Annotated in this window: 13 protein-coding genes; 12 read left to right on the top strand and 1 reads right to left on the bottom strand. The window is 44.7% G+C overall.

Features of this window, described 5'->3' with window-relative positions:
• Positions 1–25 precede the first annotated feature (25 nt).
• Positions 26–274 carry a DUF1450 domain-containing protein gene (locus tag ACQKPA_RS01395; RefSeq protein WP_015736210.1) on the top strand — a complete coding sequence of 83 codons (249 nt, stop codon included), beginning with the start codon at positions 26–28 and terminating at the stop codon, positions 272–274.
• Between the two features lie 100 nt (positions 275–374).
• Here ACQKPA_RS01395 and ACQKPA_RS01390 read toward each other — a convergent pair whose 3' ends face one another.
• Positions 375–1,280: a rhodanese-related sulfurtransferase gene (locus ACQKPA_RS01390; protein ID WP_427488781.1), complete on the bottom strand. Its 906-nt coding sequence runs from the start codon at positions 1,278–1,280 to the stop codon at positions 375–377.
• Between the two features lie 201 nt (positions 1,281–1,481).
• Here ACQKPA_RS01390 and ACQKPA_RS01385 point away from each other — a divergent pair, with 201 nt between their 5' ends.
• From ACQKPA_RS01385 to ACQKPA_RS01335, 11 genes are all read left to right on the top strand, one after another.
• Positions 1,482–2,120, top strand: a complete 639-nt coding sequence (locus ACQKPA_RS01385; RefSeq protein ID WP_076322084.1) for an SGNH/GDSL hydrolase family protein — start codon at positions 1,482–1,484, stop codon at positions 2,118–2,120.
• Positions 2,121–2,411: 291 nt separating this feature from the next.
• Positions 2,412–3,452, top strand: coding sequence for an ABC transporter substrate-binding protein (locus tag ACQKPA_RS01380; protein WP_427490220.1), 1,041 nt, complete (start codon positions 2,412–2,414; stop codon positions 3,450–3,452).
• A gap of 58 nt (positions 3,453–3,510) precedes the next feature.
• Entirely contained in the window at positions 3,511–4,431 is a 921-nt protein-coding gene (locus tag ACQKPA_RS01375; RefSeq protein ID WP_427488778.1) for an ABC transporter permease, read from the top strand.
• Entirely contained in the window at positions 4,431–5,225 is a 795-nt protein-coding gene (locus ACQKPA_RS01370; RefSeq protein ID WP_427488776.1) for an ABC transporter ATP-binding protein, read from the top strand. The genes ACQKPA_RS01375 and ACQKPA_RS01370 overlap by 1 nt, the downstream gene beginning before the upstream one ends.
• Before the next feature lie 322 nt (positions 5,226–5,547).
• Entirely contained in the window at positions 5,548–6,231 is a 684-nt protein-coding gene (locus tag ACQKPA_RS01365; RefSeq protein WP_427490219.1) for a response regulator transcription factor, read from the top strand.
• The gene (locus tag ACQKPA_RS01360) at positions 6,232–7,233 is read left to right on the top strand and encodes a sensor histidine kinase (protein WP_427488774.1); all 1,002 of its coding nucleotides are present in this window, start codon (positions 6,232–6,234) and stop codon (positions 7,231–7,233) included. It begins immediately after the preceding gene.
• Between the two features lie 94 nt (positions 7,234–7,327).
• Positions 7,328–8,011, top strand: coding sequence for an ABC transporter ATP-binding protein (locus tag ACQKPA_RS01355; RefSeq protein ID WP_427488772.1), 684 nt, complete (start codon positions 7,328–7,330; stop codon positions 8,009–8,011).
• Positions 8,008–10,599 (top strand): ABC transporter permease, encoded by a 2,592-nt coding sequence (locus tag ACQKPA_RS01350; RefSeq protein WP_427488770.1) that lies wholly within the window; start codon positions 8,008–8,010, stop codon positions 10,597–10,599. The genes ACQKPA_RS01355 and ACQKPA_RS01350 overlap by 4 nt, the downstream gene beginning before the upstream one ends.
• A gap of 81 nt (positions 10,600–10,680) precedes the next feature.
• Positions 10,681–11,955 (top strand): VanZ family protein, encoded by a 1,275-nt coding sequence (locus ACQKPA_RS01345; RefSeq protein ID WP_427488768.1) that lies wholly within the window; start codon positions 10,681–10,683, stop codon positions 11,953–11,955.
• Positions 11,956–12,403: 448 nt separating this feature from the next.
• A complete protein-coding gene (locus ACQKPA_RS01340) occupies positions 12,404–13,792 on the top strand; it encodes a helix-turn-helix transcriptional regulator (RefSeq protein WP_427488766.1) in 1,389 nt (462 codons plus the stop codon).
• A gap of 313 nt (positions 13,793–14,105) precedes the next feature.
• Positions 14,106–15,485: a helix-turn-helix domain-containing protein gene (locus ACQKPA_RS01335; RefSeq protein ID WP_427488764.1), complete on the top strand. Its 1,380-nt coding sequence runs from the start codon at positions 14,106–14,108 to the stop codon at positions 15,483–15,485.
• Positions 15,486–15,590 lie beyond the last annotated feature (105 nt).

Below are 15,590 nucleotides of genomic sequence, written 5' to 3'. Positions count from 1 at the left end.
TTGAATAGTGGTGATGAAGATGGGGATGGGGATTGTTGTTGTGGAAATATGCGACAGCAACTTGATGAGTGCTTTGGAACTTGAGCATCTTGAGGAATTGTATCCCGAAATCGCTGTCCTGCGGGCTGATTGCATGAACCTTTGTGGTCTGTGCAAGCTGCGACCATATGCACTGGTGAATGGTAAACGTGTATTTGCGGCAACGACGGAAGAATGCGTCGAGAAGATCAAAGCTGCTATCGAAGCTGAACTGGCTGTTTTCCATGATATTTAATACGTCTGGATGTAGACGAGATCGTATAGTAAAAGGGCAAGGCGCGAGTGATTGGCACCTTGCCCTTTCGAATGGTTATAGCATCTATGGCTGGGTTGGCTCAGGAAGCGTTGTGGCTTGCAGCAACAATCTCTTCACACTCCGCAGAGCAGCAGCTATGATGAAGCTCCTCACACTCTTCGCAGCATACATGCTGCAGGTGGCAAGCGTCATTGTCGCAGTTGATGTACCGGTCTTCGGGCTTTCCGCAATGGTGGCATTTACCAACGATGACATCCTCGTCCGTTTGATTGATCGGCACGGCAATACGCTCATCAAATACATAACATTTCCCGTCGAACAGACGGCCTTGGACTTCAGGATCTTTACCATAGGTGACAATGCCGCCGTCAAGCTGGGCAACGTCTTTGAAACCTTCCTTGAGCATAAAGCCGGTCAGCTTCTCGCAGCGGATGCCGCCTGTGCAGTATGTCAGGATGGTTTTGTCCTTGTGCTCGCTCAGGTTCTCGCGAATCCAATCCGGAAACTCACGGAAGGATTGCACCTCTGGACGTATCGCATTGCGGAAGTGGCCGATATCGTATTCGTAGTCATTCCGCCCGTCGATGACGATGACATCATCACGCTGCAAGTGTTCAAAGAATTCCGGGGGCGACAAGCGTTTTCCGCTAATCACGTTGGGGTCGAGTTCATCCTCGACACGAAAAGTAACGAGTTCTTCGCGGTGACGGACAAACATCTTTTTGAATGCATGTCCTTCGGAAGGGTCAATCTTAAACACCATGTCCGCAAATAGCGGGTTGGCGTGCATATCCTGCATATATTGCTCAGTTTGTTCAATCGTGCCGGATACCGTGCCATTGATGCCTTCGGAGGCAACCAGGATACGTCCTTTGAGTCCAAGATCTTTGCAGTATTGCAGATGCTCGTCTTTGAACGCTTCAGGGTCCGGGATTTGAACAAATTTATAATAGAGAAGGATCTGATAGCTCTGTTGCTCTGACATGATTTAATCACCTGTTCTTTTATATATTCAGCCATACGTGTACCTATAGAATTGTAGTGAATTCACTTCACATAGTCAACTTAAATGTATAGAAAGTTTGCCATGATATGTGAATTTAAGGGGTTTCACGATTGCAGGAAAGCGGTTATGATGAAGGGGTGAGCTTGAGAACACTTTCAATTATTGGAGGCGTTGAACAGCATGGTACATATCGAGCAAAATGCACTCGTATTGTTTCAAGGCGACAGTATTACCGATTGCGGGCGAAATTACGAGGAGTCGGACAGTTTGGGGCATGGATATGCGCTGATGGCTGCTGCCCGGCTTGGTATGGAGCTGCCTTTGAAAAGGCTGCGTTTTGTAAACCGCGGAATCAGCGGTAACCGGGTCGTCGATCTGCGGGGGCGCTGGGAGGAAGATTGCATTGACCTGGATCCGACATGGGTATCCATCCTGGTCGGTATTAACGAGACCGGCAGGAAGTATAACCGTGGTGAAGCAACGTCCGTGGAAGCCTACTATGAAGGGTATCGTGAGCTGCTTATCCAAACCCGCGAGTTAACCGGCGCGAATTTTATTCTTATGGAGCCGTTCTTGCTGCCTGTTACGGAAGCGAAGAAGGAATGGCGGGAGGATCTGGATCCCAAAATTCAGGCTGTTCGCGAATTATCGCGAGAATTTGAGACGCTGTACGTTCCGCTCGACGGCATTTTTGCTGCAGCCAGCTCCAAGATAGAGATGAGTTATTGGGCATCTGACGGTGTTCATCCTTCCCCCGCAGGTCATGCGCTCATGGCAGAAGCGTGGCTAGCGACGATGCAGGGTCGGTCCATTTTGTAGACGCTCCGAATTTTTTCTACTATATAAATAATATTTCGTTTAGCTGACATCCCCGGGAGCGTGTAATGTCCGGGGATGTTCTTTATGTAAACCATTACACGCTTTATAAAATCTTGATTGACGAAAACAATTGGGTACATATAAAATGTTCATAATAGACCGTTGTTCAATTGGAACGACCTATTTTTTGACTTTAATGCTTTCGTCGATGAAAGCGGGGAAGCGTTGTCGCTTTATGTAGAAAATTATGGTTTAAGAACGAAGCGGTTAACAAATGAGAGGGGGATCATGATGAAGAGAAAAATGTGGTTATCACTTACACTCTCCGCACTGCTGGTTACAGCTGTAGGATGCGGGGACAAGCCGGAAGGCGGAGGTACGACTCAAACGGGAAGCGGCGGAGAAGCGGAGAAGAAAGAGTATAGCATCTCAATTTCGCAATATGTTGAGCATCCGTCCCTGGATGCAACCCGTGAAGGGATTTTGGCAGCTTTGAAGGATGCCGGTATATCAGAGGATGATAAAACCCTGAAGCTCGATTATAACAACGCACAAGGGGATCCAGCCAACAACTTGTCGATTGGTCAGAAACTGAAAGATACGAAATCGGATCTGGTCGTCGCTATAGCGACTCCATCGGCTCAGGCTGTTGCAGATAATCAGAAGGAGAAGCCGGTTTTGTTCGCAGCAGTGACGGACCCGCTTGACGCGAAGCTGGTCAGCGATTTGCAAAAGCCGGGTGGCAACATTACCGGGGCATCGGATACCAATCCTGAGGCTACCAAGCAGTTGATGGATTTTGTCAGCACCCATTTCCCTGATGTAAAGAAGATTGGTCTGGTTATCAATGAAGGGGAAGCCAATGCGGTTGTCATGGCCAAAACGGCTGAAGAGGTGCTCGCTGAGCACGGGATCGAGCTTGTGAAAGCATCCGTTACCAACACCTCGGAAGTAAAGCAGGCGGCAGAATCGTTAGTCGGTAAAGTGGATGCTTATTATATCACGCTGGATAACATCGTAGTAAGTGGTGTTGACACGATAATCCAGACGGCACAAAAAAATAAAATTCCGTTCTTCTCCAGCGACCGCGATACGGTGGAGAAGGGGGCTTTTGCAACGGTTGGATTCAAGTACTACGATCATGGATATCAAGTGGGACAGATGGCTGTAGAGATCCTGAAGGACGGCAAGAATCCGGGGGACATGGAAATCACGAAGCCGGATAAGCTGGATCTGATCTTGAACACGAAGGTTGCGGCTGAATATGGAATTGAAGTGACCGACGCCATGAAACAGGAAGTCAAAGACCCGGACAACAACATCATTGAGTAACTGTAAGGCGCGGAGATAACAGCCCGCGCCTTGCTTAATCCTTAAGGAGGTCAAAGACATGCTGGATTTCGTGATGAAACTGGATGGTCCGATTGAATTGGGGCTGCTGTATGCGCTGATGGCACTCGGTGTATATATTACGTTCCGAATATTGGATTTTCCGGATTTGACAGTAGATGGAAGTTTTACGACAGGCGCAGCGATTGCAGCGATTCTGATCACAAACGGCGTAAATCCATGGCTTGCTACGCTGGCTGCACTTGCCGGAGGGATGTTAGCCGGTATCTGTACAGGCTTGCTGCACACCAAGGGTAAGATCAATGGCTTGCTCTCAGGTATTATTATGATGATTGCGCTGTACTCGATTAATATGAGAATTATGGGCAAGCCTAACATCTCACTAAGCCAGGAAAAAATTATCTTCGGATCGATCGATCCGATCTATATTATGTTAGTGATCGTGATCATCGGCAAGCTGCTGCTGGATGCATTCTTCCGTACGGATCTTGGTCTTGCACTGCGCGCGACAGGGGATAACAAGCGGATGATCCGCAGCTTTGGTGCGAACACGGACACCACAACCATTCTGGGGCTCAGCATCTCGAACGGGCTGGTGGCCTTATCCGGGGCCGTGGTGGCCCAGCAATCCAGTTTTGCCGACATCAGTTCCGGCATCGGTATGATTGTGATCGGTTTGGCTTCCGTTATCATTGGCGAAGCCGTTCTTGGGACCGGTTCGGTATTCCGGACGACGCTGGCTGTAGTCTGCGGTTCGATTATCTATCGGATTGTTGTTGCCGCTGCTTATGAGATTGAATGGCTCGAAGCTTCGGATTTAAAATTGATCACCGCGATCATCGTCATTATCGCTCTTGTGGTTCCGACCATCAATCGGGCGATGAAACAGCGTTCACAGGCACGGAAGCGCTCGACTGAACTGTTAGCTACGCAAGGGAAGACCAAAGGAGGTGCGCTCTGATGCTGGAAATGAACCGTGTGTCCAAGCTGTTTAATCCGGGAACGGTAGATGAGAAGATTGCCTTGATGGATGTTAATCTTCACTTGAAGCCGGGGGATTTCGTAACGGTTATCGGAAGTAATGGTGCGGGTAAGTCCACGCTGATGAATATTATTTCCGGGGTAATGAAGCCGGACGCGGGTGAAGTGCGCATTGACGGCACTTCGATCGGCCATTTGCCGGAATTTCGTCGCAGCCGCTGGATCGGCCGGGTATTTCAGGATCCGATGGCGGGCACTGCGCCGCATATGACCATTGAAGAGAATCTGGCGATGGCTCATCGCCGCGGTCAGTCCCGTGGACTCAGCATTGGCGTTACAGCCTCCAAGCGGGCGGGTTTCCGCAATCATTTAGCACGTCTCGGCATTGGTCTTGAGGATCGGCTTCGGGCCAAAGTGGGGATGCTGTCCGGAGGGGAGCGTCAAGCACTAAGCTTGCTGATGGCGACCTTCACGCAGCCGCAAATTCTGCTGCTGGATGAACATACGGCAGCGCTCGATCCGGCGCGTGCGGAGCTGATTACCCGGATTACCGATGACATCGTGCGGGACATGAAGCTGACCACGCTCATGGTCACGCATAACATGGAGCAAGCCATCCGTCTTGGCAATCGCCTCATTATGATGGACAAAGGACGTATCATTCTGGATGTAAACGAAGAGCGCAAGAAATCTCTGACGGTGGAGCAGCTGCTCGGGGAATTTGAGCAGATTAGCGGCCATAAGCTGTCGGATGATCGTTTGGTTCTTGGGTAAGCATCTTGCGTTGAGACGGAAAACATGTTAACGAATATAACGCTAAGCCTTCAATCTTGACAGGCTTAGCGTTTTTTTTATACGCTAATTTTTTCCTGGCCAGTAAACTACAGAGGTCGGTTAATAATATGACTGGTTTCAGTTCCATCGCTTTTTGCAAGGATTCCTGATAACGTGTTAATGTTGGGTGAGCTACATCTTTAATCGGGAATAACATCAAGAGTGTGCTTTGAAATGCCTGACGACCGCTAAGCTTGAACTAGCGGACATTTGAATGTAGGAGGCTTATTTCTTCATGGTCGTTCGTAAAGATGATCTGCAGATGAAAATATTATTAGTGGAAGATGATAAAACGATTGCGTCCGGGCTGGAATATTCGCTGCAGCAAGATCGCTTCTCTACCGTTCTTTGCTATGATGTCGAATCTGCAAAAAAAGTGCTCACTGAAGATATAGATCAATTCGCTCTATGCTTATTTGATTTATCGCTTCCGGATGGAAGCGGTTATGAATTGTGCCAAATGGTGAAAGAACGACGAGATATTCCGGTCATCTTTTTAACGGCGATCGACGATGAGGTCAATGTCGTGATGGGGCTTGACATGGGAGCCGATGATTATATTACAAAGCCTTTTCGTATTCGCGAGCTTCTCTCGCGGATCAAGTCCGTCTTGCGGAGATACCATAAGTCGCCACAGACCCAAGGGATCATTAACATGGACCAGGTTCGCATGAATACGCTGGAAGGAAAAGTGTATAAGAACGGCACCGAAATTTCATTGACCGCTTTGGAGTATCGCTTATTGTTGATATTTGGCAACCATATTGGACAAGTTCTCTCAAGAAATCAGCTTTTGGAGCAGATTTGGGACGTAGCAGGCGACTTCGTGAACGACAATACGCTAACGGTATATATCAAAAGGCTAAGGGAAAAGCTGGAGGATGATCCGCAGCATCCCACGATGATCAAAACGGTACGCGGTTTAGGTTATAAGGTTGGTGATTAGATGCTGCGTAATCGAGAGATTCGAATTTTATTGTTTATCATGGGTTTAATCAGTTTAACGGGGGTCGTTGCCGCTGCTTTCATTTCGTCTGCTGCTGCGACGATTGTTTTCATCATGTCTATTTTACTTATTGCAAGCAGTCTGTTATTCACGAGATGGAGATACCGTGAACTTGAAAAGCTGTCCGTCTATTTGCGTGAAATTAGCAGCGGCAATTATTCACTTGACGCTCGCGATAATCAAGAAGGCGAGCTTAGCATTTTAAAGAATGATATTTATAAAGTGACGCTCATGCTATCAGAGCAGCGATCGCTTCTGCAGCGAGACAAAACGGGGCTAACGGATGCCATTTCCGATATCTCTCATCAGCTTAAAACGCCGCTTACCTCCATGACGGTGATGGCGGATTTGTTAAGCAAACCGGACCTGCCTCCAGCGAAAAGAACGGAGTTCACCCGGAATATCGGTATTCAGCTTGAACGAATCGATTGGCTGGTTTCTTCCTTATTAAAGCTATCGAAAATCGAGGAAAAGACCATCCAGTTCAAAGAAGATCAGGTATTCGTTAATGAGCTTATACAAAAGGCATTAGAACCGGTGTTGATCCCAATGGAAATCAACGACCAAACGGTAACCATCAAGGGCGATGATAACGTCTCTTTTGTCGGTGATTTCAAATGGACGGCTGAAGCGCTCATCAATATATTGAAAAACGGCGTCGAGCATACGCATGATGGCGGACTCATAGCCATTTCTTTTTCTGAAAATGCGCTATTTACGGAAATTATCATTGCTGATAACGGAAAAGGAATTCCAAAAGAAGATTTACCGTATATATTCAAACGTTTTTATAAAGGGAAAAATGCGAGCGAGGGGAGCATCGGCATCGGACTTGCGATGGCTTACAGCATCATTGCGAGTCAGAACGGAGTGATCGATGTGACAAGCAGCAGCGACAAGGGTACACAGTTTCGAATTAAGTTTTATAAACAAGTGATTTAACCGTATGTGACTAAATAGTCATCTTCGCAGTCACTTGAAAGTCATTTTGGACAGGTAAAATGATATCCATCAGCAAAGAGATGGAGGGTTTACATTGGAAATTTTAAAAATAGATCATCTGTCTAAAATATACGGTAAAGGCGAATCGGCGGTAAAGGCGCTTGACAATGTTTCCTTTTCGGTCCGAAAAGGTGAATTTGTTGCGATCATCGGCCCGTCCGGATCGGGGAAATCGACGCTTCTGCATATGCTGGGCGGTGTGGATCGGCCGACGAGCGGCAAAGTCCTCGTAGAGGATACGGATATGTATAACTTGGACGAAACGCAGCTGGCCATCTTCAGGCGCAGACAAATCGGCCTGATCTACCAGTTTTTCAATCTGATTCCCGTCCTGACGGTGGAAGAGAATATTACGCTCCCACTCCTGCTTGATGACCAAAAGGTAGACAAGAAGCAGTTGGACGGTCTCGTGAAAACTTTGGATCTGCAGCATCGTTTACACCATCTGCCCAATCAATTATCAGGCGGACAGCAGCAAAGGGTGTCGATCGGCAGAGCCCTCATTAGTAATCCTGCCATTATGCTGGCGGACGAGCCGACCGGGAATTTGGACAGCAAGAATAGCAGCGAGATCATCGACTTATTACAAATGTTGAATAAAACCTATTACCAGACATTGATCGTGATCACACATGACGAACGAATCGCTTTGCAAGCTGACAGGATCATTTCGATTGAAGACGGAAGGATTGCCAAAGACGAGGTGATTCGCCCTTGAATATTGTCAATAAACTCACCGTCAGACATTTGCGGCAAAACAAGAGACGAACGCTTGTAACCATCATAGGTGTCATGTTGTCAGTTGCCATGGTGACGGCTGTTGCAACGCTTGGTTTTTCTTACTTGGATTTAATGAAAAGGCAAACCATCGCGGATGAAGGGGAATGGCATGTCCTATACCAAGATGTAAACAAGGAACAGCTTGCAGCGATAAAAAACGATGACGCAACCAAGACCCTTGCAATCACCAAGGATCTTGGCTATGCCCCATTAGAAGGGGGACAAAGTCCAAATAAGCCGTATTTGTTCATCAAGGCGTACGATGCACAGGGTTTAGCGCAATTTCCGATTGAATTGAGCGAGGGGCGTCTACCGCAAACAGACAAGGAAGTTGTTATTTCTGAAGCCGTTGCGACGAATGCCAAGGTGAAATACGAACTCGGAGATCGTCTCAACCTTCGCGTCGGCGAACGATTCGAAGTGGGGAACGATCAACCGCTGGGTCAAACCGAATCGCTGCGTATCGTAGATAACGAAAAAAACGAAACGCTGCAAAATATAACGACAAGGGATTACACGGTGGTAGGCTTCATCAAGCATCCTGTATGGGAACCGGCGTGGGCCCCGGGATATACGACCATTAGCTATGTCGATGAAAACCTTATGGGGGCAAACGATCGGGTCCATGGGGCGGTCGTCTTGCAAAAAGTCAATCAGTCCTTGTTCGCTCATGCAGAAAACTTGGCAGAGAACAACCATATCGAAACAGTCCAATATCATCATGATTTGCTTCATTATTATGGCGTCTCCAAAAGCGAGGCCTCGTACAGCACGATGTTCTCCTTATCGGTGATCCTGATGGCGGTCATTATGATCGGCTCGGTTTCGCTGATCTATAATGCTTTTGCGATTTCCGTATCGGAACGTTCCCGCCATTTAGGGATGCTTGCAAGCGTGGGGGCTACGAAAAGGCAGAAGAGAAATTCGGTGTTTTTTGAGGGTGTCATTATTGGCTTAATCAGCATTCCCGTTGGAATCCTATGCGGTCTTGCCGGGATCGGCATTACTTTTCATTTTATTAACGCTACAATTCAAGGAGCTTTAGGAATTACTGAAAAGCTAACGGTAATCGTCACGCCGTTATCGCTTTTGATTACCTGCGCTGTTTCGATGTTGACGATTTTTATTTCGACGTATCTCCCGGCCGTCAAAGCATCCCGGATTTCCGCCATGGATGCGATTCGTCAAACAGCCGATGTGAAGCTTACGGGTAAAACCGTAGAAACGTCAAAATGGATTCGAAAACTGTTCGGAATCGAAGCGGAGATCGGATTGAAAAACTTAAAAAGGAACAAGCGGAGGTACCATGCCACCGTATTTTCGCTCGTGATCAGCATTGTTCTGTTTTTATCGGTATCATTTTTTACCGGCAATCTGAAACAATCCTTGGCAATGTCGCTGGAAGGCGTCAATTATGATATTGAGCTATCCTACGGCAATGAAAAAAGAATAGACGATCGGCTCGTTCAATCCATTGCATCCCTTTCGGATGTGTCGGAATACAGCGTGATTCATGAGTTGTATAGGAACGCTTGGATCGAAGAAGCGTCCATCGCCGATGAATTGAAGGAGGCGGTCAAGCAGGATAAGAGTATGCTGAAGGACGGAAAATATCCTTACGATATTAAAATCAATGCATTAAATGATTCGAACCTCAAAGCCTATGCCAAAGCAGTCGGCGCAGATTACAAGCTATTGACGGACCCGGATCATCCCGCCGCCATCGTGATCGATACCATCGATTATAAAGATATGAATACAGGAAAATTCATCCAAACGAAGGCTATTCATGCAAATGTCGGCCAAAGTCTCGATTTGGCCACGATCCATGAGGAAACGGAAGAAGTGACGGATGTAGCTAAAATGTACATTGCGGCGTTGACAGATCGATCTCCGATGGGGATGAACCTAGTCGGAACAGGCGGGTTAAATATCGTTGTCTCAAAACGAGTCATGAATCAACTGGCAGACGATAAGAGCAGGGAGTTCGTTCAAACCTATCTTTATCTGAAAAGTGCGGACCCGCTGAAAACGCAGCAGGAAATCGAAGAAATGGAAGAGCCTAATCTGCATGTGTACAATTTGTACCAGTCAAGAAAACAAGAAGAACAGATGATACTATTGATGTCGGTCTTTTCTTATGGCTTTATCGTATTAATTTCCGTGATTTCGATTGCGAATATTTTTAATACGATCTCAACGAGCATCTCCCTTCGAAAGCGGGAATTTGCGATGCTGAAATCCGTTGGAATGACACCAAAAGGCTTTGCGAAAATGATGAACTACGAAAGTGTTTTCTATGGGGCCAAATCGCTGCTGTTTGGGCTTCCTATCAGCTTCGTCGTGATGTATTTGATGTATATGGGATTTACGAACAAATTTAGCTACGGATTCGTCCTCCCCTGGATGAGTATTCTATCTGTCATTGCCGCCGTATTTGTCATTGTCGGTTCTGCCATGCTATATTCCAGCGCGAAAGTAAAAAAGGATAACATTATCGACGCGTTAAAGCAGGAGAGTATATAAAAGTGACCGACTCTGACTTGAAGCTGCAAGGAAAGACAGTGTTAACCATCATTAGAATAAAGTCATAAGGGGGATCTCGTCTTGGGGATCGATGAAATCTACATTAATCTACGTTTTTTAATGCTGCCGGTCATATTAATTATCGGGATCGAATTCGTTCTAATCGGGCTATATTATTACCTTTATTATAGAAAACAACAATCAGAGGGAAAGCCACGGATTCATATGAAAAAGCTTTTTCTTGGCGCTTTGTTCATCGGATATGTTGTTTTTGTGCTCGAGCTAACCATGCTCGGCCGCGGCCGTTCCCATTTCTTGCAGATGAATCTCCATCCATTCAGCGATTATATCGAAGCATGGAATAAATATTCCTTACGTGATCTTCAGAACGGGTTATTTAATATCATCATGTTTATCCCGATGGGGGTATTGCTGCCCTTTATCAGCCGAAAATGTAAAGCATTTAAGTGGCTGCTTCTAGTCGTTGTAGGTTCTACACTCTTTATTGAAACTTACCAGACGCTGTCAGGTGCAGGGCTGTTTGAGCTTGCTGATATCATGAACAACACGCTTGGTGGTATTTTTGGATATCAGTTATACAGACTTACTGCTTCCATTGTGGATAACAAAAGAGTAAAAATGAAAAGAAGCCTGGCGATACCTCTAATCATGGGTTTGTTTTTTGTAGGTATGAATATTGTGTATTCCCAACAGGAGTTCGGCAATCTGGCCATAAACTCATATACCAAATGGAACATGACAGATGTTCAAGTGACAACATCCCTTCAGCTAAGCTCGGCACCTGCAGTCGCCCCCGTATACAAGAAAATCACTCAGCGGGATGGTGTAGAAGCCCTGCTGCAGCAGGGCTTAGGATTATCTGAGTTGATGGTTAAGGATTGGGGCGGCGATCGTGAGGTTCTAATGGAAGACAAATCAGGAACACCATATACATTCTATCAATCCCAAGAGGGGAACTGGTCGTTAACCGAGAACAATTTTACACCAGAGCGAACTTCATTCAATGACCAAAAACTGATGTCACAGAAAGCCAAAACCATGATGGCCGATCTTGGCCTACTCCCTCAAGAGGCTGAATTAACAGCATTGGAGGACGGAGAATTTCAATGGTCCCTCCCGGATAAAGCGGGGTTAAATGAAAGTTATTGGACTGGCGAACTGTTACTCGGTCTTAAACAAGATGGCAATATCTATTCAATAGATAATGGGCTCCAGGAGAATCAATTGATTAAAGAAGTAGATATACTGTCTCCTGCAGAGGTATATGAGCGTATAAAGAATGGTGAATTTCCTCAAATCAAAAGAAATGCAGTATTAAAGCTGATCAACTCGTGATTAAAAAAGGTGACCGACTTGATATAACAGGGATTGAGCTTACGTTTATATATGACACGAAGAACTTCTATCAGCCTGTATACAGAGTACATGGTATATTTAATGGGGATACGAATTGGTTCACCTTAATTCAGGCAAGAAGGAGCTAGGAGAGTAAATAGTAGGTAACCGGCCCAGGCATGGTTGAAGTCAGGGGCTGTTATGGTGAAGTCCAACTTTCAAAGCGCTTCCGAAAATTTCGGAGCGCTTTTTCTCATCGTAGTGATCAATATGACGATATATAAATAGTAAAGAAAAGTGCTGAATTTGGCATTTCTAAATTGTATTGGTTATTTTTTGTAAAAAAATGACGTAAATAAGTATTGACCACTGGAATATTAATCAAGTATGATTGCTGTATAGAGAAATATACTAATATTTGGGTTCGATCTAAGAGGGTGGTGTTAGATTGGAAAGGACAGCCACGATTCGCGAACAAATGGAAGAGTTTCTACATAAGCACGAGATGACAATTAATCGGTTTGCTGAGATATCGGGGGTCAATAGCGGCACACTCAGCAACATTCTGAATGGGAATCGCCCGATTTCCATGCAGCAGTTGGACCGGATTACGTTAGGTATGGGTCTGAAAGAGGGTTATTTTTACGAGCTGTATATAGATGAATGCATATTTCATGCTACGCCGGATTGGCGTCGGCTGGGCCCGTTTCTTCACCGATGCGCGGAGCTTGGGAAGCTGGATTGTCTGGACAAGGCTGTCCGGATGACGATGGATAATATCTCTTATTCCCCCTTGCTCTTTGAAACGGCAGAGCTTTTTTTCAAAGAGGGAAAACATGAGGCGGCTGTACTGCTGTATAAAAGCGTGGCGGAGAGTGAACGATTTCAGCATTCGGAGCGGTTGGCCCTTTGTCAGTATAGGTTGTTTATGCTTGGGCTAGGCGATGATCAGGATGCAAATTTGCAGGCTGCTGTCTATTTTGAGCCATACGTGGATCGGTTGGATGAGATGTATCAGTTGGATGCGCTTGTAAAATTAATCAACGTAAACTTGTCTCTACACAGATGGGATAAAATGGAATATTTGGCTAAGAGATTAGAGAATAAAGGAATAGCTCAGTATAAGCAACTGAAAAACGACTTCAAAAATCAAGAGTATCCAAAGCAGCCAATTATTTTTTATATTTTATATGCATATCTAATTCAAGCCAATGTTTCTCGTGAACAAGAAGATTATGAAAAAGGTTTATATTATATATCCTTGTATTCAGATCCCGATTGGATAAAGGAACCTGATCCTCAAGAAAGAAAGATTATGACTCAGTTTAAGGAATGGGCTGAGGCAAACCGTTACTCGTATCAACTTATGGCTGGACAGGACGAAGTAATGATTGATTATGTTGAATATGTAGCCACGAGAGAAAATGAGATTTTTCTAGCACTATGTAATATTATGATTGCTGCTAACCGATATAATCTAGATATCGATCATATTCTTGACCGTTTTCAGGATTATCTGGCTTTTAAAGACCAAAAGAGTCATCTTGGAAAAATAAGCAATCAAGTGACGCTGGATCGCTTTACACGTTTGCAAACTGAATTAGCTATATACAATTTTAAAAGTAAACAATTTGACAGAGGAATAGATTATTTATTGGAAAGTTTAACGTATTCGATTAGAATCAATAGTGTTAAAGGTATGTTGAGATGTATGGGTTTATTTGAGGAGTTTCGCCACCTTTCATCATACGAAAAACAGCAACAATACAAAAATTTAGTCAGTGAGGTGCATAAAATAAATGAAAAGAAAATTGGCTTATCTGTTGGTTATTTGTAGCTTTATTTGGATATTTAATACTTCGGATACAACAAATAATGCTGACACAAGAACACCTATACATACACAGGTTAGGCTTTTTAGCGATCATGGGGGAGGACAAGAAACATAATTTACAACTATAATATTTATATGAAAAAGGTGGTTCCAGTGATTAATCTGGTCCACCTTTTTCATATAAATAATTTGAATGCATTTGCTCATCAAACAATATTCAATGCGTCCACTATTGACCTAATGAATGTAAAATAATAGCATGTAATTAATTATTTACTATACTAATATTTGGTTTTCCATCTGGGGGTGTTGTTATATGGAGACGACAGCCACGATTCGCGGAGAAATAGTTAGATATTTGCAGAATCATCATATGACGCTCAACCAATTTGCCAGGTTATCGGGCATTAACAGCGGGACGCTTAGTAATATTCTGAATGGTAATCGTCCCATGTCCATGCACCAGTTAGATCGGATAACCGAAGGGATGGGTCTGGAAGAGGGGTACTTCTATGAACTTTATATAACGGAAAGCATTTTTCATACCACTCCGGATTGGCGGCGGCTTGGTCCTTTTCTTGAGCGATGTGCGGAATTGGATAAATTGGATTGTTTGCATAGAGCTGCACGACTGACGATGGAAAATATCAATTATGCACCAATGCTTTTCGAGATGGCGGAAGATATGTTCAACGAAGAAAAGTATAAAGCGGCCGCTTTGTTATACGAGTGCGTTGCGGAGTGCGAAAAATTTCAATATTCAGAGCGTTTAGCTCTGTGCCAGTATCGACTATTCTTAATCAGCTTAGGTGAGAACCAAGAGGAAAATTTACAAGCAGCTGTATACTTTGAGCCTTATATTGATAGGTTAGATGAAATCTATCAATTGGATGCGTTAGTTAAGCTTATTAATTTGAATATATCTTTGCAGCGTATGGATAAAATCGAAGCTCTAGCCAAAAGAATGGAACATCAAGCCAGAATTCATTATCAGCAAAATAGAGATACGTTTAAATCGCTTGAATTTCCAAAGAGACCACTTCTTTTTTATTTACTATATTCGTACCTAATTCAGGCATTTGTGTATCAAGAACGAGGAGATTACGATCATGCTTTCAACTATGTATCATTGTATGATAAACCAGATTGGGTAATAAATCCGAGCCAAGAGGAATCACTGATTTTGGAGCAGTTCAGTGAATGGGCTGAGGCTAATCGATATATGTATGGTTTAATGAGTGGGCAGCCAGGTGCTCTGAATCAGTATGTAGATTATGTTGAATCAAGAAAAGATGAGATTTTTTTGGCAATATGTAATATTATGATTGCAGCCAATCGTCATCATCTACGTGTAGATCCTATTTTGGAACGCTTTGAAGAGCATATTCATTATAGATCTCAGCAAAATCAACTTGGAAAGGTTAGCGATCAGGTCACAATAAACCGATACACCCGCCTCCTCGCCGAACTAGGAATATACTATTTGAATGCTAAACAGTATGATCGGGGGTTATCCTACATCCTGGACAGCCTCGAGTATTCGATCAGAATCAAAAGTGATAACGGGATGCTGCGGTGCATGGGAATCTTCGAGCAGTTCCGTCAGTACGCATCCGAGGAAATACAGGAACGATATAATGAATTCATTCGTGATGTCCAAAAATTATCCGTTTACGCTTGGAGCCCGCTTGTGTAGGGCTCTATACGTGCGTCTACAGGTTAATGTACATCGCTGAATAGGCGCCAGACTGGCCCTAAAAGCTGCCATGAAGCTTCCCGAGGCTATAGCCTAATATCCGGG

It is taken from the genome of Paenibacillus sp. NPDC093718 (assembly GCF_050279985.1).
Classification (GTDB): Bacteria; Bacillota; Bacilli; order Paenibacillales; family Paenibacillaceae; genus Paenibacillus_AQ.
This window is presented reverse-complemented; position numbering and strand designations above follow the sequence as displayed.